Annotated in this window: 24 protein-coding genes; 11 read left to right on the top strand and 13 right to left on the bottom strand. The window is 51.5% G+C overall.

Annotated elements, in window-relative coordinates:
- Nucleotides 1–42 precede the first annotated feature (42 nt).
- From JNE38_RS11305 to JNE38_RS11265, 9 genes are all read right to left on the bottom strand, one after another.
- On the bottom strand, nucleotides 43–552 hold the full coding sequence (locus tag JNE38_RS11305) for an acyl-CoA thioesterase (protein ID WP_203356634.1): 510 nt from the start codon (nucleotides 550–552) through the stop codon (nucleotides 43–45).
- Between the two features lie 68 nt (nucleotides 553–620).
- Nucleotides 621–1,394, bottom strand: coding sequence for a DUF3109 family protein (locus JNE38_RS11300; RefSeq protein WP_203356633.1), 774 nt, complete (start codon nucleotides 1,392–1,394; stop codon nucleotides 621–623).
- Nucleotides 1,391–1,714 (bottom strand): hypothetical protein, encoded by a 324-nt coding sequence (locus tag JNE38_RS11295; protein WP_203356632.1) that lies wholly within the window; start codon nucleotides 1,712–1,714, stop codon nucleotides 1,391–1,393. Before JNE38_RS11295 ends, JNE38_RS11300 begins: the two co-directional genes overlap by 4 nt.
- A 104-nt stretch (nucleotides 1,715–1,818) precedes the next feature.
- Nucleotides 1,819–2,103, bottom strand: coding sequence for a 4a-hydroxytetrahydrobiopterin dehydratase (locus tag JNE38_RS11290; protein WP_203356631.1), 285 nt, complete (start codon nucleotides 2,101–2,103; stop codon nucleotides 1,819–1,821).
- A gap of 88 nt (nucleotides 2,104–2,191) precedes the next feature.
- A complete protein-coding gene (locus JNE38_RS11285) occupies nucleotides 2,192–2,929 on the bottom strand; it encodes a class I SAM-dependent methyltransferase (protein ID WP_203356630.1) in 738 nt (245 codons plus the stop codon).
- A 162-nt stretch (nucleotides 2,930–3,091) separates the two neighbouring features.
- Nucleotides 3,092–3,778, bottom strand: a complete 687-nt coding sequence (locus tag JNE38_RS11280; RefSeq protein ID WP_203356629.1) for a deoxynucleoside kinase — start codon at nucleotides 3,776–3,778, stop codon at nucleotides 3,092–3,094.
- A 48-nt stretch (nucleotides 3,779–3,826) separates the two neighbouring features.
- On the bottom strand, nucleotides 3,827–4,468 hold the full coding sequence (locus tag JNE38_RS11275; protein WP_203356628.1) for a deoxynucleoside kinase: 642 nt from the start codon (nucleotides 4,466–4,468) through the stop codon (nucleotides 3,827–3,829).
- A 135-nt stretch (nucleotides 4,469–4,603) separates the two neighbouring features.
- Nucleotides 4,604–5,680, bottom strand: a complete 1,077-nt coding sequence (gene splB / locus JNE38_RS11270; protein ID WP_203356627.1) for a spore photoproduct lyase — start codon at nucleotides 5,678–5,680, stop codon at nucleotides 4,604–4,606.
- A gap of 84 nt (nucleotides 5,681–5,764) precedes the next feature.
- The gene (locus JNE38_RS11265; protein ID WP_203356626.1) at nucleotides 5,765–5,977 is read right to left on the bottom strand and encodes a hypothetical protein; all 213 of its coding nucleotides are present in this window, start codon (nucleotides 5,975–5,977) and stop codon (nucleotides 5,765–5,767) included.
- Nucleotides 5,978–6,122: 145 nt separating this feature from the next.
- Here JNE38_RS11265 and JNE38_RS11260 point away from each other — a divergent pair, with 145 nt between their 5' ends.
- Both JNE38_RS11260 and JNE38_RS11255 read left to right on the top strand, forming a co-directional pair.
- Nucleotides 6,123–6,647, top strand: coding sequence for a sigma-70 family RNA polymerase sigma factor (locus tag JNE38_RS11260; protein ID WP_203356625.1), 525 nt, complete (start codon nucleotides 6,123–6,125; stop codon nucleotides 6,645–6,647).
- 4 nt (nucleotides 6,648–6,651) lie between these two features.
- Nucleotides 6,652–8,028, top strand: coding sequence for a DUF4179 domain-containing protein (locus JNE38_RS11255; RefSeq protein ID WP_238933625.1), 1,377 nt, complete (start codon nucleotides 6,652–6,654; stop codon nucleotides 8,026–8,028).
- A 45-nt stretch (nucleotides 8,029–8,073) separates the two neighbouring features.
- Here JNE38_RS11255 and thiD read toward each other — a convergent pair whose 3' ends face one another.
- The gene (gene thiD, locus JNE38_RS11250) at nucleotides 8,074–8,868 is read right to left on the bottom strand and encodes a bifunctional hydroxymethylpyrimidine kinase/phosphomethylpyrimidine kinase (protein WP_203356624.1); all 795 of its coding nucleotides are present in this window, start codon (nucleotides 8,866–8,868) and stop codon (nucleotides 8,074–8,076) included.
- A gap of 104 nt (nucleotides 8,869–8,972) precedes the next feature.
- On the opposite strand from thiD, the gene JNE38_RS11245 reads away from it, so the two are divergent.
- The 6 genes from JNE38_RS11245 to JNE38_RS11220 all read left to right on the top strand — a co-directional run bounded on the left by JNE38_RS11245 (nucleotide 8,973) and on the right by JNE38_RS11220 (nucleotide 14,634).
- On the top strand, nucleotides 8,973–9,779 hold the full coding sequence (locus JNE38_RS11245) for a sensor histidine kinase (RefSeq protein ID WP_203356623.1): 807 nt from the start codon (nucleotides 8,973–8,975) through the stop codon (nucleotides 9,777–9,779).
- The gene (locus JNE38_RS11240) at nucleotides 9,776–10,429 is read left to right on the top strand and encodes a response regulator (RefSeq protein ID WP_203356622.1); all 654 of its coding nucleotides are present in this window, start codon (nucleotides 9,776–9,778) and stop codon (nucleotides 10,427–10,429) included. The genes JNE38_RS11245 and JNE38_RS11240 overlap by 4 nt, the downstream gene beginning before the upstream one ends.
- A 213-nt stretch (nucleotides 10,430–10,642) precedes the next feature.
- Nucleotides 10,643–11,587, top strand: a complete 945-nt coding sequence (locus JNE38_RS11235; RefSeq protein WP_428993701.1) for a metal ABC transporter solute-binding protein, Zn/Mn family — start codon at nucleotides 10,643–10,645, stop codon at nucleotides 11,585–11,587.
- A 27-nt stretch (nucleotides 11,588–11,614) separates the two neighbouring features.
- Nucleotides 11,615–12,400, top strand: coding sequence for a metal ABC transporter ATP-binding protein (locus JNE38_RS11230; RefSeq protein ID WP_275296698.1), 786 nt, complete (start codon nucleotides 11,615–11,617; stop codon nucleotides 12,398–12,400).
- A gap of 3 nt (nucleotides 12,401–12,403) precedes the next feature.
- Nucleotides 12,404–13,756: a metal ABC transporter permease gene (locus tag JNE38_RS11225; protein WP_203356620.1), complete on the top strand. Its 1,353-nt coding sequence runs from the start codon at nucleotides 12,404–12,406 to the stop codon at nucleotides 13,754–13,756.
- Nucleotides 13,753–14,634: a metal ABC transporter permease gene (locus JNE38_RS11220; RefSeq protein ID WP_203356619.1), complete on the top strand. Its 882-nt coding sequence runs from the start codon at nucleotides 13,753–13,755 to the stop codon at nucleotides 14,632–14,634. The genes JNE38_RS11225 and JNE38_RS11220 overlap by 4 nt, the downstream gene beginning before the upstream one ends.
- Before the next feature lie 143 nt (nucleotides 14,635–14,777).
- On the opposite strand, the gene JNE38_RS11215 is transcribed toward JNE38_RS11220, so the two are convergent.
- Genes JNE38_RS11215 through JNE38_RS11205 form a run of 3 tightly spaced genes read right to left on the bottom strand, consistent with a single transcriptional unit; the run spans nucleotide 14,778 to nucleotide 17,251 of the window.
- Nucleotides 14,778–15,230, bottom strand: coding sequence for a GNAT family N-acetyltransferase (locus JNE38_RS11215; RefSeq protein WP_203356618.1), 453 nt, complete (start codon nucleotides 15,228–15,230; stop codon nucleotides 14,778–14,780).
- Between the two features lie 11 nt (nucleotides 15,231–15,241).
- The gene (locus JNE38_RS11210; RefSeq protein WP_203356617.1) at nucleotides 15,242–16,234 is read right to left on the bottom strand and encodes a TIGR03943 family putative permease subunit; all 993 of its coding nucleotides are present in this window, start codon (nucleotides 16,232–16,234) and stop codon (nucleotides 15,242–15,244) included.
- Nucleotides 16,235–16,246: 12 nt separating this feature from the next.
- Nucleotides 16,247–17,251: a permease gene (locus tag JNE38_RS11205; RefSeq protein ID WP_428993700.1), complete on the bottom strand. Its 1,005-nt coding sequence runs from the start codon at nucleotides 17,249–17,251 to the stop codon at nucleotides 16,247–16,249.
- Between the two features lie 264 nt (nucleotides 17,252–17,515).
- Here JNE38_RS11205 and JNE38_RS30620 point away from each other — a divergent pair, with 264 nt between their 5' ends.
- The 3 genes from JNE38_RS30620 (at nucleotide 17,516) to JNE38_RS11195 (ending at nucleotide 19,430) form a co-directional block, all read left to right on the top strand.
- Nucleotides 17,516–18,184, top strand: a complete 669-nt coding sequence (locus JNE38_RS30620; protein WP_238933624.1) for a hypothetical protein — start codon at nucleotides 17,516–17,518, stop codon at nucleotides 18,182–18,184.
- Between the two features lie 129 nt (nucleotides 18,185–18,313).
- Complete coding sequence (locus JNE38_RS30615) at nucleotides 18,314–18,826, top strand: hypothetical protein (protein ID WP_238933623.1); 513 nt, start codon at nucleotides 18,314–18,316, stop codon at nucleotides 18,824–18,826.
- Nucleotides 18,827–18,947: 121 nt separating this feature from the next.
- Nucleotides 18,948–19,430, top strand: a complete 483-nt coding sequence (locus JNE38_RS11195) for a DinB family protein (protein ID WP_203356615.1) — start codon at nucleotides 18,948–18,950, stop codon at nucleotides 19,428–19,430.
- Nucleotides 19,431–19,650 lie beyond the last annotated feature (220 nt).

Below are 19,650 nucleotides of genomic sequence, written 5' to 3'. Positions count from 1 at the left end.
CCTATGTAACTGAGCGAACTGTCGCTCAGTTGCGGCCTGTGCTTAGATTGTCTTTTCGATCGTCAGCTGGCTAATAAACGCCTGTGTGTTGGCTTTGCGCTCTTTGCGCATTTTTTTGCGTTCTTCCGCAGAAGCCAACAGTCGCTTCTCTTCGTCCGTTTCCGGAACTACGCTAGGAACCTCCGTAGGATTGCCGGCCTCGTCCAAAGCGACGAAGGTGAGAAACGAGGTTGCTGTCAAAATCCGCTCTCCCGATTGGAGATTTTCCGAGATGACTTTCACGAACACTTCCATGGATGTTCTGCCTGTGGAAGAAACAAACGCTTCGAGGCAAATGGAGTGCCCCATTTTCACGGGCGCCAGAAAATCGATGGAATCTATAGAAGCCGTTACGACAGGGCGGCGCGAGTGGCGCATCGCAGCGATCGCAGCCACTTCATCCACATAGGCCATCATCGTGCCCCCGAAGATCGTACCGTGGTAATTCGTATCAGAAGGCTGAACGAGAGAAGCTTGAATGGTCCGAGAGTCTTGTGTTGTCTTGAATTTCATTGCTGCTGCTCCTTTGCGAATCTACTAAATGACGTTCCCATCATATCACAAGGCAACCGTCGTTCCAATCACATACCTGCACCTACGCTTTGATGGCGTTCTGCCAGAAGGGCTTCCACACGAGGAGCGTTTTCCTTCAGGAGAAACCTTAGCAACGGAAAATTCCATTCGTAGGCAGGACGGTACCCATCCAGCGAAAACAAGTCCTCATCCATATGGGCAGCTTGTTTTCGTCGGTCTGGACTTGCACAGTAAAAATGCTCCAGATAATCAGTCCCCCAGCGCGAGAAGCTCGAGGTCTCTGTCGTAACCGCTGTGAGCAGGATTCCTTCCTCAGTCTCGATCAGGTCAATCGGGTACAGTTGACAGCTGAAGGGCTTCAGCGGCGTGACCTGCTGACCGGCGTCTTCGGCATAGGCATGAATGGCACAGCCGTAGTTCCCGTTGTTCTCTTGATAAAAAAGACAGTTCCCGTGGCGCATGCGGATCGTGCCGGGTACTTGTCCCCTATCCCAAATGCCGTACTCCTGCCAATTGGCACGCTCCCTTTCATCCTTCAAGCGAGCTGAAATCGAAGGGAGAGCCTCTTCCAAAATGGGGATCTGCGGCTGTTCTACAGCATAAGGCTGCCCACCTTCACAGCATGTCTCGCGATGAACTGACCGGCAATTCCAGCAATCGAGGTGAAAGAGAGCAAGCATAGCCGACACATCGACCAAGTATTCGCCTGCCCGAATGAAATCATCCCGATGCTTCTTCATGTATTTTTCACAGTGATACGCCTCTTTTTGCGTCATCGGCTCTGGCGTACCCACATATCGATATCGCTGCTGCAGCTTCATTTCTCCAGAATGACTTCCGATTCGTTGCCGAAAATGGAGAGACGTCCTTCTTCAAAAGTGGCCAAATCCACTTCCTCTCCTGGAATTTCCATGAGGATTTCCACGGTTTCAGCCTCTTCGTCTACAAACAGGAGCAGGAGATCCTTTTCGTCAAACTCATTGTCGGACAGCTTAAATCCGGTCAGCTTTCCCTTGAACTGAGTCTCTTCTTCCTCGTCTTCCCGCTCTGTATCCCATTGGGTAAAAGTGATGAGCGCCTGTTGATTTTCAAATTGGTCCGTCAAAAGGCGGAGCAGTTGTTCGTGCTTCTGAATATCCATGTCTATCCCTCCGAAAGTGATGTTATTGCCCATCATAGCAGACCTGATGCCGAAAGCCAAAAGAAATACCGCTTCAACTGACGAAGCGGCTCATCCCTGCTGGTCTAGCTCACTTTGCTGATGATTTGGGCAAGAGCAAAGTCTTTGCCGGTCAGTCCTTTTGCTTCGCGGGTCGCCAAAGTAAACGTTACCATCCCGCCCACTACGTGGATTTCCACATGCTGGCCGTCATATTCCAGCAGCTCTGCCACCCGGTTCACGAAGCTGATCGCCGTACCGAAATCACGACATTGATAAGTGCGGGATAACGCCATCCGATCCTCGATTAGCTTCCAACCAGGCACCTTGCCCAAATACAGTTTGACCTGCTCCAAAGACAGCTTGCTCAAAAGCAGCGCCCCCCTTTTGTCCGATGAACGGTTGTAACACCATCATATTCACCGGACAAACTGGATAGTCACGCAGATCAAACGCCTTTTATTGCTTGATAGCGTAGAAAATCATCCGTGGAGATTCCTTGGCGACATACGGCTCAAACTGGTAGTTGCCGAATACCTGAATCTCCCGAAAGCCCGCTTCCTCCAGCATGGCAATCATCTGATCGACTGTAAACAAACGCACCTGCTCCATATACTCGCGCGGTTCCTTGGAAGAATCGTCGGTGATGGTAATCCGCTTTTTAACGAAGCCATCTTCTATCCATCGCTTCTCATGAATCAACATGCCTTCCGCTTCCTTGTCAGATTCGGGCACGATATTTTGTTTTACGTAGACTGGGCTGAGATAGTCAATGACGACTTCTCCCCCCGATTTCAATGCTTGCGCCATGTTCTGCACCACTTTTGCGTTTTCCTCGTCAGTGGAAAAGTATCCAAAGCTGGTGAACAGATTGACGACAATGTCAAACTCTTCCCGATACGGGATGTTGCGCATGTCACAGCGGGTAAAACTCAGCTGCGGAAAATCGTTTTGCTCCTCTGCCAGCTGCAGGAGAACAGGCGACAAGTCCACGCCAACCACTTCATACCCCCGGCGAGCCAGCGCACGGGAATGACGCCCGCTCCCACAGCAAAGATCGAGCACGCGCCCCGTGTCCCTGATTGGCAATCGTGCCAGAAGATTCGCAACCTCTGAGTCGGCGGCTGAATCATCTCGATGCCGGTACACCAGCACGTAATCTTCGCGAAAGCTGCGTTCAAACCATTCTTCTGCCATGTATGAGCTCCTTTGATCTAAGATTAGGATGATTATACCACACCGGGGTTTGTTCGAGGCTGAATTCCCTTCCATGGAAGTACGGCCTTCGTCCACAAAAATACCCCTTCCCGGGCTGAGTAGCCATGAAAGGGGTACGCAAAAAATCAATAGATAATGGCTCTACAGGCGAGTCGCCCTGCCGATGCGAATCTTTTCCCCTACGCGGGCGATGATGCTCTCGACGGATGAAGGGTCTTCTACCACGTCGTACTCGTTGATATTGACTCGCAGGATCGGACAGGCAGTAAACGACCCGATCCACTTTTCGTAACGGCCAAACAAGTCCTGCCAGTAGTCCACGGGGGTCTGCTGCTCCATGGGGCGCCCCCGCTCCTTTACGCGGTCGACAATGTCGTCAAAGCTGCCTTCCAGGTAAATCAGAATATCCGGATGCGGGAAATACGGTGTCATGACCATCGCTTCAAACAATTCGGTATAGGTGCGGTAGTCCTCTTCCGTCATATTTCCTTGCTCGTACAGCATGCGGGCGAAGATACCGGTATCCTCGTAAATGGAACGATCCTGAACGAATCCCCCGCCGTAGTCAAACATCCGCTTCTGCTCCTTGAAGCGCTCAGCCAGGAAGAATATTTGCAAATGAAAGCCCCAACGTGACAGATCACCGTAATAACGGCTCAGGTACGGGTTATTGTCCACTTTTTCTACAGACACCCGAAAGCCCAGCTGCTCGGCCAGCGCATGGGTAAAAGTTGATTTGCCGACACCTACTGTACCCCCGATGGTGATGACCGCATTACTTGGTATTCCGTATTTTTCACGAATGTGGCTGTTTTGAAACCTCGACATGTACGCAACTCCTTATTCACATACTAGCGTAAAGCTCGTCCTATCGTTTTAGCCCTGCTCTGCCTGCAGCTGCCGTACTTTTGGCGCGATTGTCTCCAGAACGTAGCGCAAATCCTCTGGCCGATGCACGAAGTCCAGTTGATCGCAGTCGAACTTGATCACTGGCACCTCTGGATGGTGCAATTCAAAGGCTTGCATGAATTCGTTGTAATCCGCAATCAGATTTTCCATGTATGCGATGTCCATGCTTCGCTCAATATCACGGTCGCGCATAGCGATTCGCTTCATGACCGTGTCGATGGAGGCCGTCAAATAAATGACCAAATGCGCCTGCGGCAAGTCCTCTGTCAGGATATCATAGATCTTGAGATACTTGGGTAAGTTGTCGCCGGATAATGTTCGTTTGGCAAAAATCGTATTTTTGAAAATATTGTAATCGGCGACGACCGAGGTTCCCTGATTTAAGTACTGGGAATGAATATCCTGCAGCTGTTTGTACCGATTGCACAAGAAAAACATCTCGAGCTGAAAGCTCCATTCCGCTATGTTTTCATAAAATTTGCCCAAAAACGGGTTTTCGTACACTATTTCTTCCAGCAGCTCCAATTGAAAGGCTTTGCTCAATTCCCGAGATAGCGATGTCTTGCCGATCCCAATAGGCCCCTCAACGGTAATCAGTATGGACTTCATGTATCCTTCGATTCCTTTCAAAAAAATGAGAGCACTCCATATTCTAGCATGCTTGCATACGTTTGTCGAAAAGATTCGTTTCCTGTCAAAAAAGAAAAAACCACCCGTTAACCAGGCAGTTTTCCTTTTCCGTTCTCATGTGAAATACTCGATTTTCGCTTGCGGAAATAGGCGTTTGATTTCCCTTTCCAAATGGGCTTGCAAGGCCTTCGCCTTGATGTCTGGATAGACGTACTTCCCTTTTCCGTACTTGCCCCACTTGTACTTTCTTTCCTCTTCATTCATCTCCAGCTTCGTCTTCGGGTAGCGCTGCAGAATCAAATTTTTGGCGATCTTCGTAAAACGGTGCTGGATCAGCTCAAAGGTCAAATCCTCCAACGCTTCCGGAACCAGCTGGCTGCGCAATCGCTCCAAGAGATCGGTGTAGCCTGCTTCCCAGCCTTCAAACCAGTAGAGGGGCGCCAAAATAAACCCCAGAGGGTACCCTGCCCTCGCCACCTTGCCCGCTGCTTCCAAACGCTGCTCAAAGCTGGAGGTGCCTGGCTCAAAGTTCTTGATGACGTAATCCGCGTTCATGCTAAAGCGAAACCGCGTATGCTTGTTGTGCTTCGCGTCCAGCAAGGTATCCACGTGATGAAACTTGGTGACAAAACGCAGCCTGCCAAATTCCTGCCTGCCCATAAACTCAATCGCGCGCTTCAAATTTCCCGTGATATGTTCGATACTGACGGGGTCAGAGGTACATGCAGCCTCAAAGCGAGTAATTTCTCCCGGACGCTCGAGAATGTACTTTTCTGCCTGATGGAGAATCTCATCCGTGTTCACATAGACACGGATGTACGGTTTTGTTCCTACGTTGGTATTCAAGTAGCAGTAATGGCAGTGCGCCGCACACCCAGTTGCCAAAGGAATGGCATATTCAGCGGATGGTTTGGACGTCTCGAATTTCAGCGTTTTTCGTATGCCAATCACCAGTGTCCGTTTGGCATTGCGGTATTTTTCCACATCCGTGTCACCGGGTATCCCGCGTACTTGATTGTGACTCGTGGTCATTTGGATCGGGATGCCCTCTCGCCTGAAGCGCTCGTACAGCTCTCGCCCGAGCGGGTAATCCAGGGCATGCGGCTCCACAAATACGAAATCGGGTACAAATAGCTGTGACCTCTTTTGCTCGAACTGTTGCTTTGGCGGTTCCAAAACTGTGGTGGTCATGGTTTGACTCCCCCTCAGGTTAGTATGACCCCGCCACAGGCTCTACCCTTCAGGAGGAGGCTGGCAGTCTCGTTTGCCCCTTATTTATTGAAAGGAGCTCTTGAATTCCCGCAGCCAGTTCCTCGCCTCTTCTTCTTGATCAGAAGGTACCTGCAGCATGTAAAGATGCCCGGCCCGTTTCGTCTGTTTGGAAAAAAGCCTGACCCGAATCCCCTTCCCCTCCAAATAGAGGCGGCATTCCTGGGCTACCCGCGGGAGACCGTACGACTCATGAATCGTTACCCATTTGATCCACATTCATTTCGCCTCACCTTTCTTTTCCTTAATAAAGTAAGCGCCAACTAGGCGTTTGGTTCGCCGTTCTCCCTCGCTCCCACACTTTTTTCCTTTTTAAAAAACCGTTTCCCCTGCTCGCGCGTCTAATCATGTAGGAGGGGTGAACGTGAAACTCGAAAAGCTGGTTGCCGAGGCGCAGCGAGGAGACGATGAGGCTTTTTACCAACTCATCTATCTGCACAAGGACAAACTGTATAAAGTGGCGTACGCGTTTCTTCGCAATGAAGCGGATTCCCTCGAAGCCATCCAGGAAGCTACTTGCAGAGCCTATCTCAAGCTCTCCCAGCTCAGGCAGCCGGAATATATCTCGACATGGCTGACACGCATCGTCATTCATGTGTGCATGGATGAGCAAAAACGGAAAAAGCGTTGGATTCTGGATTCGTCCCACTTGGACCATCGGGAGAGGAAAGAGCCTCTCATGAGCGATCAAGCTGCTACCCGGCTGCATCTGGAGGATGCGCTTGCCAGGCTCGCCCCCTTGCATCGTCACGTGATTATCCTGAAATATTTTGAGGATTTGACCATTCGAGAAATTGCTGCGGTTTTGGGGCATCCCGAGGGCACCATCAAGACGTGGCTGCACAAGGCATTGGGGGCGCTTCGCAACGATCTGGGAAAGGAGTGGTAAAAGCATGCATGAGGATCAGACCTTCACAAGGCTCGAGCAAGAATTGTGGAATGAAAAGGAGCGGATGGACAACGTCACGGTACCGAGTGACATTGATTCCTATATACGCAGCGGAATGCAGCAGGCGAAGCAACGGAAAGCAAGAGATCGGCGGATCGTCAGAAACCGATGGGGATCGGCGATCGTCGTTGGGATTCTGATGGTAGGGATGTTCTTTTCAATACGCCTCTCCCCCGCTGTTGCCGCTTATGTAAGCCATCTGCCCGGCATGGAAAAACTCGTGGACCTGATCCGGGATGACAAAGGACTGCAAATGGCTGCCGAGCATGACTTGGTGCAATCCATCGGGGCTACTGCGTCTCATGACGGAGTGAGCTTTACCGTGAACCAGGTGCTTATGGATCAGAGGCGGATGCTGCTCTTTTATACGATCCAGCATGAGCTCGAGGGTCATTCGTTGGATTTGGAGAAAATGACGTTTTACGACAAAAATGGAGAAGAATCGAAAGCGGGCTATTCGTGGTCGTTCAACGGAGATATGGGGCCGGCAAGCAAGGTGCAAAACCGAGTGGACATTTACTGGGAGGAAACATCCCCCATTCCGGATAGCGTAACCGCAAAAGTCACGATCTCCGTAGACAAAAAGAAGCTTGATGCTCCTTTCGAAGTCACATTTCCCATCAACAAAACCAAGTACGAGACATTGGAGGAAAGCGTCTATCCCGTCTATCGGGAAGTGACTGTAGATGGCCAGCGCTTCACTGTTTCCCGAATGGTCGTATACCCGACACAGACCGAGGTCACCATCGAATTTGATCCTGAGAATACCAAGCATATTTTTGATTTCGACCGTTTGCGTCTGGAAGATGAGAAAGGGCATACTTATGCATTCTGGGGAAACGGTATTCCCTCCAAGAAAGAGGGGGAAAACAAGATCACCTACAATTTGGAGAGCCTTTACTTTGAACAGCCGCAAAAATTGACCCTCAAAGCGGATGGAATCCGCGCACTGGACAAAGACAAGCTTCAGGTCATCATTGATGGCAAAAAGGGTACCTTGATCAAGTCGCCAGACTCCCGCCTACGGCTTACAGCCATCAGGCAAAATGAAAATGTAGTGGGAATGGACTTTACCCTGCTAGTCGATAAAATGGACGAACATCGTTTCATGTCATTCGGAAACGAACTCACCGATAATCGGGGAAACAAGTACGAGAGCGTGAGTTCCACAGCGTCTTCCGGGGATACCGATTCGAGCCAAATGTATGGTGAGCTGTACAAACGGACGACAACGAAAGGTGCTCCCGACACGTATAGTTTCACTCTCGCGGACTATCCGACACGCCTTTCTGAAGGCTTCACCGTTGAAGTGAAGCACTGAATAAATAATAAAAGCCCCCAATTTCCACTTCGGGGGCTTCCCTTTTTAATCAACCACAGCCCAATGATTGGTCGGACCATGGCCGCCGCCCAGCTGCGGCGCTGTTTTTATCGCTTCGAAAATGAAACGGTTCGCCCGTTCCACAGCGGAAACCAGAGGCGTTCCCTTGGCCAGCTCGGCAGTCAGAGCAGCGGAGAAGGTGCAGCCTGTCCCATGGGTGTGACGAGTCTGGACCCGTTCGTGGGAAATTTCGTAAAAAGACTGTCCGTCAAACAGCATATCAACGACGACATCCCCCTCCAGATGACCGCCCTTCATGAGGACGTTGCGTACCCCCAGCGCGTGTATGGCACGTGCTCCTTCCCTCATTTCCTCAGGTGTACGAATAGGCATGCCAGTCAGACATTCCGCTTCCGGCAGGTTTGGAGTGACCACTTCTGCTACCGGTAGCAGATGCTGTTTGAGCGCCGCGATGGCTTCATCCAGCAAAAGCTTGGCTCCGCCTTTTGCCACCATCACCGGATCGACTACCAGCTTTTGAATGCCAAACGCGCGTATCTCCTCTGCGACTGCCTGGATGATGGCTGCGTCAAAGAGCATGCCAGTCTTGGCTGCATCCGCCCCGATATCGCTCAGCACCTCACGAATCTGCTGGGATACTGCCTCCACAGGAATGGGGTACACTCCTGCGACACCCAATGTATTTTGAGCCGTCACTGCCGTGATGGCGCTCATTCCGTAAACACCGAGCTGGTGAAAAGTTTTGAGATCGGCCTGAATCCCTGCACCGCCGCCGCTATCCGATCCTGCTATCGTTAACGCTGTTGCTCTCTTGCTCATATTCTCCCTCCTGCAGACGCTTGTTCTGATACCGAGTATATCATCCGACCGGCTGCTTCGGTATACTAGGATTGATTGATACAGGCAAGGAAGGGATTTCCACTATGAGCTACCGCATTTTTTACTGGTTGACCGTCCTGGTCCCCACCGTCACCATTGGTGGCTTCGAATTTGTCCGGCACGATTTTTTATTACCGTATATGTCCATGGAGACAGGGAATGTCTACATCACGCTGCTGACCCTGCTGCTATCCTTTTTGTTTGCCACGTGGATGTTTCGCACCATTGAGCGGATGAATGGCAAGATTGTAGAGGAACAAGCCCGCCGCGCAGTCTACGAAGAAAGAGAGAGGCTCGCTCGCGAGCTGCATGACGGAATCGCCCAGTCGTTGTTCTTTTTGAATGTCAAACTGCGGCAGGGCCAGCTCGACGATGCTCGTGTCGCTGTCTCTGCGATCGACAATCATGTACGCCAAGCCATTTTCAACCTGCGCGCCTTGCCGGAGGAAGGGAGCTTGGAGCAGCGTCTGGAAAAGTGGCTGACACAGTGGAGCGCGTTATCCGGCATTGATGCTTCTTATGAGCTGACGATCAAGGATAACTTTTTTACTCCCGCGCAAGAAGTGCAGCTGTTCGGGATCATCCAGGAGGCGTTTGCCAATATTCGTAAGCACTCCCAAGCCAAGCACTCCTGGCTGCAGCTCACCACTAATGATCCGGGGAGCTGGACACTAGCGATTGAAGATGACGGAGTCGGAATGCCCGCTTCATCCGAGGAGTCCAAAAAATACGGTCTGTCGATGATGAAAGATCGAGCAAAGCAATTGCAAGCCACGATCGAGATACGTACACGCGAATCAGGCGGCACGACCATAACCTTGACTTCCCAAACTGGAGGTACACCCAAATGAACGGATACCGCGTTTTGATTGCTGATGATCATCCGATGGCACGATCCGCCATTCGCAGTCTCCTCGATCCTGATCCCTCTTTTGATGTGGTGGGAGAAGCTGAAAACGGCGAGCAAGCGTTTTTGCTATGCGGCGAATTGCAGCCCGATCTCGTCCTCATGGATATCAACATGCCCAAATGGAGCGGCCTCGAAGCGACCCGCGAAGTGAAAAAAGCGTACCCGCATATTAAAGTCGTCATCTTGAGCGTCTCAGATGACGTCGGCGATCTGATTACGGCGATCCAGTTTGGCGCGCAAGGCTACCTGCTGAAAAATCTCGAGCCGGACGATTGGATCAATTACTTGCACGCATTGCTTGGCGAAGACAGCGAACAGACTCGTGAAATGGCAAACAGGCTGATCCATCGGTTTCGGCAGGATGAGGAGGAACCTGCGGGAATGGTTCCAGAGGTCCTCACCCCTCGTGAACGTGAAATCGTCATGTACGTCGGTGCGGGCAAAACCAATCGCGAAATCAGCGAGGCCCTCATCATCGCCGAAAATACCGTGAAAAATCACTTGAAAAACATCTTGGACAAGCTGCAGCTGACCAATCGTGTGCAGCTGGCAGCCTACGCGGTAAGGCATCATCTGATCATGAAAAAATGAGGAATGAGAAAACCTGGGCAGGTGACACGTTCACCTGCCTTTTTTGCATATGCTGACTCACAATCTCGCAGGACTCGTGATTCCGCGAGTTGCATACAGGCAACTTTTTTAACTCAAGGGAATACTGTTGCATAAAGGAATGTTTATGTGTTAAAGTTGCCCTTAGGAAACATTTATGCACATGTAAAAAACAATTGAAGGGAGACAAACTTGATGACTACATATTTTACTCGTCTGAGAAACGGGCTTCTTGGAGCTGTCATGACGGTTTCTCTGCTCTCTGCAGGCTGCTCGAGTACTTCTGCCCCACAGACAAAGGACGGAATCTGGAATATCACAGCGACAACTGGCATGGTCGCCGACATCGTCAAGAACGTCGGTGGAGAACACGTCGAGGTCACACAGCTGATGGGTGCTGGCGTAGACCCACACCTGTACAAGGCATCCGAAGGCGATATCAAGCGGATTGATGGTGCCGACATCATCTTTTACTCCGGTCAGCATCTCGAAGGCAAAATGGTCGAAATCTTCGAGAAAATCGGCAAAAGCAAACCCGTCAAGCCTGTGACTGCCAAGTTGACCAAAGAAGATTTGCTGGCAGACCCTGCTTCTCCCCAAAATCCTGACCCCCACGTCTGGTTCGACGTCTCCTTATGGATGAAGGCCGTAGAACAGGTACGCGACGACATGATGGCCATCGACCCCCAGAACCAAGCAGCCTACACAGCGAATGCAGAAAAATACCTCGCAGAGCTGAGCGAACTGGATGAATACGCCCGTGGGAAGCTCGCAAGCATCCCGAAAGAACAACGCGTCCTGGTAACCGCTCACGATGCCTTCCAATACTTCGGCCACGCATACGATGTCGAAGTACTGGGCCTGCAAGGGATCAGCACTGCTTCCGAGTACGGACTCAAGGATGTTCAGCAGCTGGTCGACACCTTGGTTTCGCGTCAAATCAAAGCCGTATTCGTCGAGTCCTCTGTACCGAAACGCTCGATCGAGGCGGTCGTTCAAGGAGCGGCTGCGAAAAATCATACGGTAACCATCGGCGGAGAGCTGTTCTCCGATGCAATGGGAACACCCGGCACACCTGAAGGCACCTACGTCGGTATGGTGAAGCACAACATTGACACGATCGTGAAAGCCCTGAAATAACGTGCATGACAGAAAGGATTGATGCGGATGTTCACCGCTACACAAGCTCCACCGCTTCGGGTCAGGGATTTGACCGTCGCCTATCAGAAAAAACCCGTTCTGAGAAGCGTTCATGTAGAAGTTCCAGAGGGCAAGCTCATCGGGATCATCGGCCCGAATGGCGCGGGAAAGTCTACCTTTATCAAAGCCGTCCAGGGCCTGATTCCCGTAGCCTCAGGCGAAACGGAAATCTACGGCCGTCCGTACAAGCAGCAGCGCAAGCTCGTCGGCTATGTGCCACAGCGCGAGTCGGTGGATTGGGACTTCCCGACAGATGCACTGGATGTCGTATTGATGGGACGCTACGGTCGCTTGGGCTGGTTTCGGCGCCCAGGCAAAACCGATCGCGAATTTGCCATGGAATGCCTCTCGAAGGTAGGGATGGCGGACTACGCAAACCGGCAGATCAGCCAGCTATCCGGCGGTCAGCAGCAGCGTGTCTTTTTGGCCCGTGCCCTGGCGCAGGAAGCTCAGCTATACTTCATGGATGAGCCGTTCGCCGGCGTCGACGCGGCCACCGAAAAGGCGATCATTCACCTGCTTGGCGAGCTGAAGCAGCAGAAAAAAACCGTGCTGGTCGTCCATCACGATTTGCAAACGGTTGAAGAGTATTTTGACTGGGCGATTCTGCTCAATCGCCGTGTCATCGCTGCCGGCCCAACGGAGGAAGCTTTCACTCCCGACAATCTGCAGAAGACCTACGGCGGCAGACTTCACGTCATGGGCAATCAAGTGCTGCTTACCGGCTCGCCATCCTCAAAGGAGGAGACGTAAGCCATGCATATTTTGCTTGCCTTGCAAGATCCCAATACGCAATGGGTGCTCATGGGGTGCGTTCTGCTCGGAGTAAGCAGCGGCGTTCTCGGTTGCTTTGCCTTTTTGAGAGGGCGTTCTCTCGTCGGGGATGCTCTCGCCCACGCTGCTTTACCTGGGGTATGCCTGGTCTACTTATTGACCGGCTCCAAATCAATCGGGCTGTTTCTGATCGGTGCGGGTATCGCAGGACTGTTGGCCACGTACTGCATCACCGCAATCTCCCGGCATACGAGGATCAAGGAGGACACCTCCCTCGCTCTGACCTTGTCTGTTTTTTTCGGAATCGGGATCGTATTGTTGACGTACATTCAGCACAGTGCCAGCGGTAATCAGAGCGGCCTGGATAAATTCCTGTTCGGGCAGGCTGCTTCCCTCGTCTTCCATGACGTGATCACCATCATGGCAGTTGCTGCTGTCCTGATTGTTACCACGACCTTGTTGTTCAAGGAGTTTACTCTCCTTTCCTTTGACCCTGGTTTTGGGCGTGGATTGGGATTTCCTATGGGTCTGCTTGACGGCATCCTGATGCTCATGCTGCTGATGTCTGTCGTTATCGGTCTGCAGGCTGTCGGCGTCGTTCTCGTCGCGGCCATGCTGATCGCGCCAGCCGTCACTGCACGATACTGGACGGATAAGCTTTGCACGATGGTGATCCTCTCCGGCCTTTTTGGAGCCCTGAGCGGCGTACTCGGCACACTGATCAGTACCCAGCAGGAGAACCTTCCGACGGGGCCGACCATCGTACTCTCTGCTACCGCTTTTTTCCTGTTCTCGCTGCTCTTCTCCCCCCGCCGCGGCGTATTGGCTCGGCTGGCTCGTTTCCTGCGCATGCGCAAAAAGGTCTTGTGCGAAGACGTCATGCAGGCCTTGTATGAAAAATTGGAAGAACAAACGAAAAGAAGCCCCACCAGCTTTTATCCTGGCTTCAGTGCGGAACACCTGGCACAAAAAAGCGGAAAGCGCACGGCAGCTGTTCGCAAGGCCATGTACGCTCTGGAAAAGAGGCGCTATGTAACCGAACGCTCCCGTACGAAATCGGAGATGCTCTGGACGTTTACTCCAGAAGGACTGACAGAAGCCCATCGGCTTGTCCTGAATCAGCGCCTATGGGATCTGTACCACATGAATCAAAATCAATACCAGGACCTGGAGATAGACGTCAATCAGGAGGAGCTCGCCCCTCAATTATCCGACTCGACACTGTCGGTGATGCTTGCACAATTGCGCGCCTATGACCTGACTCCGATGCTTGCGGATCAACACGGCGTCTCGCATCTTCTGCAGCCTTCGAACCAAGGAGGGTTATCGCTGTGAACACCTTTCTCATTATCCTGACCGGTTCCCTCGTCGCAGCATCATGCGGCTTTCTCGGCTGCTTCCTCATTTTGCGCCGAATGGCGATGTTGGGAGATGCGATCAGCCACGCGATCCTGCCGGGAATAGTGCTCGCCTTTCTCTTTAGCGGGAGCCGCGAAATATTGCCGATGCTCATCGGTGCTGCCATCATCGGATTGATAACCGTGTTTATCGTCCAGATGCTAAACCAAAGCGGCGTAAAGTCCGACGCAGCCATCGGGGTCACTTTTACGGCCCTCTTCTCAGTCGGTGTCGTTCTGGTCTCGCTTTACACACAGCAGGTGGATCTCGATCTGGATTGCGTCTTGTATGGAGAGATTGCGTATGTTCCGTGGGATACCTGGCAGCTTGGCGGAGTGGATATGGGGCCGCGCGCTCTTTGGGGGGTAGGAGGCGTATTCCTGTTCAGCCTCGTAGTCATCGGCTTGTTTTTCAAACAGTTCAAGCTATGCAGCTTTGATCCGGCACTCGCAGCGGCAATCGGGATTCCGGTCATGCTCTTCCACTATCTTCTGATGACCCTCGTTTCCTTGACGACTGTCGCTGCCTTTGAGAGCGTGGGTGCCATCCTGGTCGTCGCGATGCTGGTCGTCCCCAGCGCCACTGCATATTTGCTCACCGATCGCCTGCATGCCATGCTCTTCATCAGCATGGGAGCAGGAGTCCTCTCCGCTGTCATGGGGTACTTTCTCGCTTCGTGGCTGGACAGCTCGATCGCCGGAGCCATGACGGCTGTCGCAGGCTTCTTGTTTCTCCTCGCGTTCCTCTTCTCCCCCCGTCACGGCCTGATCAGCAAAATGGTGGCACGGAAAAAAGTTCAGTTGGGCGGAGCCTGAATGTGTAAAAGCTGACGCGAAGCAAAAAGGCGAGCGTCAGCTTTTTCGCTCCCACGCCCCCACTCGAGGAGCAGAGTCCTTGATGCGCTGGAGCAGAGTTCTTTCCCGTATGAAGCCATGACCGGATGAGCTCCTCGTGCAGCTTACAACCGTTTTTGAAAAAAGGCGAGTTCTAGTCCCGGGGCCACTTCTTTGGAGTCTGTCCATTCGTATCCCTGGCGCAGGTACAGCTGGACGGCAGGCTCATTTCGTGCACCGGTTGAAACGATGATGGTGTTCACATCCGTGTGGCTGTTTTCGAGGTGGTTCAACAATTGCCTCGCAATTCCTCTCCGAAAGTGGCTGGGGTTTACGATCATTTTGTGGATATCGAGCTGGCTGTTGATTTTTTTATAGGAAAGGGCTCCTGCCAGCTCCCCCTCCTCCAGGTAAGCGATGTAGATCTCATCACTCCCCATCAGCTCCTCTACCGTTTCACGCAAGGGGGGCAGCTCCGCCCACCCGATCAACTCGGCTTCCACACGGTAGGCGGCCTGCTGCAGCTGCCACATTTGCTTTGCTGCCTCCATGCTGCTAGTTGAGAACACTTGAATCATTCCACTTCCTCCTAATTACCCGCAGGTGTATCGTAATTGTAATAGACATAAGGATCCTTGGGGGCTTTGACCGTTTCAATCCCGTCGGCTTTTAGAACAAGCATGTCATAGCCGTCGACGCTCCGCGCTTCCAGCTTGCCTCGTACTTTGACCCAGCTGTCTTTTGCCCATTTGCTCCCCTGCTTGTTTTCCACCAAGATGCCAAATACATTGGCATCAGCGGTGCAGCACGAAACAGAAAAACGCGCAACGACGAACTGCTCTTTCGTAAAGTCAGGCTGACGATAGACAAAACCGAGGGTTTCGATTTCCTTTCCCGCAAACTCCTTCGCGTACAGCTCCATGGTGGTGAGTCCGTCCAAAAACACTTTGTCATTGAGAGAAATGACCGGTTGCTTGTACAGCGACACAGCCATATCCGTGTAAAAATCGCCTAGTCCTCCATCCGAAAACTTCTGGCGTATCTGAGCATCCGACAGGGCTGGCAAAGTTGCGGCTGCTTCTTGTTTTTTCTGTGGAGAGGCTGGGGCATTTGTCTCCCCTACGTGTGAAGACGCATTCCCCGCCGTACCGGATTCACCCGACGCTGGGGTATTGGCCGCTCCCGTAACCTCTGCCAATTTCCTGACGTCATTACTGAGCAGCGTAATCCCCCGTTTATCTGCCACATCACTTCCGAGTATTTGATCCGGCATCAAGAATCCCATCGAAAGCGGCAGAAGGAAAATCCCGTACAGCAGCACAGAGCGCCACAGAGAGCGAGGAATCTTATGCGCATCCTCACAGTCGCAATCGTAAGCAGTCGCTCCCGAAAAAACCTGCCGCAAGCTGATCAGCGTCAGCATGAAGAGAATACCGAGCGTGACATAGCTGAGCATGTGCAGTCGAGGTGCCAGATATAGGCCCAGCCGGTGAGTCAAAATGAGCTGTGCCAATAGCCCGGTAAACCCCAGAAGGATCAAACTTCGCACGAGATAGTGCCGCTTCGCACTCGACTGATTCATCACCATTCCCCCTTAGACCGGCCAAAGCAACGTCACTGCCAGAACAAGCACCGTGACGGAAGCCACCAGTTTGACCACAAATCCGAAGCGAAAGGTACCCAGCAGCATCAATGTTGTTTTCAGATCCAGCATGGGCCCAAAGACGAGAAAAGCAAGGAGTGAGCTCGCATGAAACGAATGGGAAAAGGATGCTGCAATAAAAGCATCCGCCTCCGAACACAAGGAGAAAAGATAGGCCATTCCCATCATGACCAAATGGGACGTAACAGGTGTCTGGCCAATTTCGGCTAGCGTCTCCCTGCTGACGTACACTTGCAGCAAGGCGCTGATCAACGCCCCTGCCAGCAAAAATTTCCCCATATCAAAAAATTCATCGATCGCGTGGGAAAACGTCATGGAAAGCTTGCCTCGGAGCGCCTTTGCATGGGCCTCTTCATGGCGAATCTGCGACTCCATCCCCAGAAGAAGCGGGTTTTTCCGAATAAACAATAGGGTGAGCACACCAACGATGACGGCAATGACCAAAGCAGCTGCCCCCCGATGAAAAGCCAGATCTGGCTGTCTCGCGAATGCAAGATATGTAGAAGACAAAACGACCGGATTGACGATCGGACCCGCCAGCAGAAATACGACACCCACGTGAAGTGGCATTCCTTTTTGAATCAACCTGCGAACGACCGGGATGATGGCACATTCGCAAACGGGAAACAAAAATCCCAGAAAAGCGCCAAAGGGGATCGCGATGAGAGGATTCTTAGGGGTCCAGCGCCTCACTTGTTCTTCCGTCACGAATGTCTGAATGAAGGCGGAAAAGAACACTCCAAGGAGCACAAAGGGTATGGCTTCCAGCACGATACTGAGAAAAAACGTCTTCATATCCAACCAGCGCCCAGACCATTGAAACTGAAAACCAGAGAACCAACTGGCGCTGCCGCTCGCAGTCAACCAGGCTGCTGCTGCTCCCAACAATAGTGCACCGATGATTTCCAAGAGAAATTGGCGTACCTTCACAAGCAATTCCGGTTCTCCTTCCCCTTCATAAATAAGAATCATTTCGAATTATATGCGTTTTGGGACAATCTGACAACATATTTGCGGAAGAAATCCTACTAACCGCCTACCTCTTCGTACTTTTTTTTCCAATTTCTACGTTTTATAATGGAATAACCACCAACCATCCCCGTCCAACTGGAAAGGAGGTGGGTCCCCAAATAGCCGCGCTTTGTTTGACGTAACTCGTGTCGAGAGCCCACATTCTCTAGACGATTGGAGGCGTCACGCATGAACCATCCTGATTTTCGCGATCTACCCGCCTGCATGGAAGACGTAACCCTCGCTGCCCTGGACGAGTACACTGGTCCACCAGATCCGACCGAATACCAATCATTGTATGGACGCTTGCAAGAGGTTGCCGAAACTCTCCCTCCGCTCTATCGGGAGCATGTGTATCACCCTTTTCTTCAAGCGATGGACAAGTTGTCTGAGTCAGGATTTGCGCAGATGCTCCGTCGAGATCCTCAAAAAGAGCGAGAAGCCGGTCTGTTTTGCGATATCGCACAGGCCATTCTGCAAAACGGCGAAGCGTATGAACGCGATGCCACGGATGCCTTTCAGGAAGTAGTCAGCGATTTGTACGACGGTTTTTTAAGCGAGGAAGACAGGAGTGGCATCAAACCGCCTGATGAAAGCTTGATTGCTCCTCTGGTCAAATGGGGACGCCCGCAATTCGGACCTTATACGTGGACAGCTGAAGCCGCTGCCCATTTTGGCATCAAGACGGGCATTGTCAATTTGCCCCCGGCAAACGCCCGCCTGGGTCTGCTCGCGTGGTCTGCATTAGGTCACGAAACGGCTGGACACGACATTCTCCACGCCGACACCGGTTTGCTTGGAGAACATCTGCAGAATTCGCCCTTATCGCGAGAAGTTCCTATACTTTCTAGAGAATAGGAACTTCGGAATAGGAACTTCGATGGGATTGGACTGATTGGATATTTCCGCGGCCTTAATAAGGCGTACACCGGACAAGCAACACTGCGGAATACAGGGCCACAGAATGACCCACATCCAGCAGACATCTTGCGCGGTTATCTTGCTGCTGAGACTGCTCGTCTGCTGCATTTTGACAACGCATCCGACTGGGCACAGGCACTTCTCGAGGAAACCAGGCGTGATCTTAAAGGCATCACAATAGGCAGAGCCTCTTTGGATGCAGAAACCGCTCAAAAATCTGCTGCCATTGTCGCTCGCACAATTATGGAAGCACGCCTGCTCAGTCTGGAAGGTCATGCCCTCGGGCAAATTCAAAACTGGCACAACGAGGATGAACGAATCGTTCAGGAAATTCGCTCCCATTTTACAGGTTCCCTGACCGTGCAAGACGGCATTGTTTCGGGTATGTATGCTGCGCATGTCGTGGCAGCAGCCGTCCAAGCAGCCGTTTCAGGAGAGATGGATACCTCCGCTGCCTTCACAGGGATGAAAACCTTGCTGAAGAGCATGCACGACGCCAATCCTTCCTGGGGACCTCTCTATGTACGATATCGCGGTGATCTCACTCCGCATCGCATTTACTCCCGTTCTGCGAGCTAGCAGCAGCCAGTCATTCGAGCATCAAAAGCCGTTGCGAATACTGCAGCGGCTTTTCTTTTTGGTTGTTGATTCTCATGTTCACGAATATAAGGAATAAAATTAAAAAAGGGAGAGCGATAACATGATTCTTGATATGAAGGAATATGTGCAGTATTTGGATGGCGTTCATAAGCGAACGATGCACTATGTGAAAGCACTACCCAATGAGCTCTTAGAATGGAAGCCTTCGGAAGATAAATTCTCTACGGGTGATTTATTGCGGCATATCGCATCTTCTCGCTTGATGTTTCTTGGTATATTTGAACATGGTTCGTGGACATATGCTGGACATGATACGGGGAAAGGCGCCTCCATTGAGGATATTTCAAAATATTTGGAGGCATGTCAGCTGAAACTAACAGAGGGTCTATTACAAGTTGGCAACGATACGTTGACCAAAAAGATTAAAACCATGCATGGTCATGAAGTGAGTGCGTGGAGAATTCTGATGGCTATTCCGGAACATGAAATCCATCATCGTGGGCAAATCTCTGCCTATTTACAAATGAACAAGATTGAGCCACCTCAAATTTTTGGATTAAAAATTGAGCAAGTCGAAACATGATCATTTTTGTACCTCGTATCGTGTTCCATCCATTTGGATATTTCAGTTTGGAATAGACCATCTTTACCTCTTTTGATTATGGTCGCTTAAAAAAGCGTACTGGGTGAATAGATTTCTTTTTCAACTGAATCCAATGAAAGGTACATCCTTTCGCTAGCATGCAAACTTCCGCTCAGTTCCTCTGGATACAACGAGTGTTTTTGGTAAACCATTTAGATTG

The organism is Brevibacillus choshinensis (assembly GCF_016811915.1).
Lineage (GTDB): Bacteria > Bacillota > Bacilli > Brevibacillales > Brevibacillaceae > Brevibacillus > Brevibacillus choshinensis_A.
This window is presented reverse-complemented; position numbering and strand designations above follow the sequence as displayed.

Coding starts and splice junctions, on each gene's coding strand:
- JNE38_RS11305 (WP_203356634.1), bottom strand. CDS start 552: ATGAAATTCAAGACAACACAAGACTCTCGGACCATTCAAGCTTCTCTC.
- JNE38_RS11300 (WP_203356633.1), bottom strand. CDS start 1,394: ATGAAGCTGCAGCAGCGATATCGATATGTGGGTACGCCAGAGCCGATG.
- JNE38_RS11295 (WP_203356632.1), bottom strand. CDS start 1,714: ATGGATATTCAGAAGCACGAACAACTGCTCCGCCTTTTGACGGACCAA.
- JNE38_RS11285 (WP_203356630.1), bottom strand. CDS start 2,929: ATGGCAGAAGAATGGTTTGAACGCAGCTTTCGCGAAGATTACGTGCTG.
- JNE38_RS11280 (WP_203356629.1), bottom strand. CDS start 3,778: ATGTCGAGGTTTCAAAACAGCCACATTCGTGAAAAATACGGAATACCA.
- JNE38_RS11275 (WP_203356628.1), bottom strand. CDS start 4,468: ATGAAGTCCATACTGATTACCGTTGAGGGGCCTATTGGGATCGGCAAG.
- splB (WP_203356627.1), bottom strand. CDS start 5,680: ATGACCACCACAGTTTTGGAACCGCCAAAGCAACAGTTCGAGCAAAAG.
- JNE38_RS11265 (WP_203356626.1), bottom strand. CDS start 5,977: ATGTGGATCAAATGGGTAACGATTCATGAGTCGTACGGTCTCCCGCGG.
- JNE38_RS11255 (WP_238933625.1), top strand. CDS start 6,652: ATGCATGAGGATCAGACCTTCACAAGGCTCGAGCAAGAATTGTGGAAT.
- thiD (WP_203356624.1), bottom strand. CDS start 8,868: ATGAGCAAGAGAGCAACAGCGTTAACGATAGCAGGATCGGATAGCGGC.
- JNE38_RS11245 (WP_203356623.1), top strand. CDS start 8,973: ATGAGCTACCGCATTTTTTACTGGTTGACCGTCCTGGTCCCCACCGTC.
- JNE38_RS11240 (WP_203356622.1), top strand. CDS start 9,776: ATGAACGGATACCGCGTTTTGATTGCTGATGATCATCCGATGGCACGA.
- JNE38_RS11235 (WP_428993701.1), top strand. CDS start 10,643: ATGACTACATATTTTACTCGTCTGAGAAACGGGCTTCTTGGAGCTGTC.
- JNE38_RS11230 (WP_275296698.1), top strand. CDS start 11,615: ATGTTCACCGCTACACAAGCTCCACCGCTTCGGGTCAGGGATTTGACC.
- JNE38_RS11225 (WP_203356620.1), top strand. CDS start 12,404: ATGCATATTTTGCTTGCCTTGCAAGATCCCAATACGCAATGGGTGCTC.
- JNE38_RS11215 (WP_203356618.1), bottom strand. CDS start 15,230: ATGATTCAAGTGTTCTCAACTAGCAGCATGGAGGCAGCAAAGCAAATG.
- JNE38_RS11210 (WP_203356617.1), bottom strand. CDS start 16,234: ATGAATCAGTCGAGTGCGAAGCGGCACTATCTCGTGCGAAGTTTGATC.
- JNE38_RS30620 (WP_238933624.1), top strand. CDS start 17,516: ATGAACCATCCTGATTTTCGCGATCTACCCGCCTGCATGGAAGACGTA.
- JNE38_RS11195 (WP_203356615.1), top strand. CDS start 18,948: ATGATTCTTGATATGAAGGAATATGTGCAGTATTTGGATGGCGTTCAT.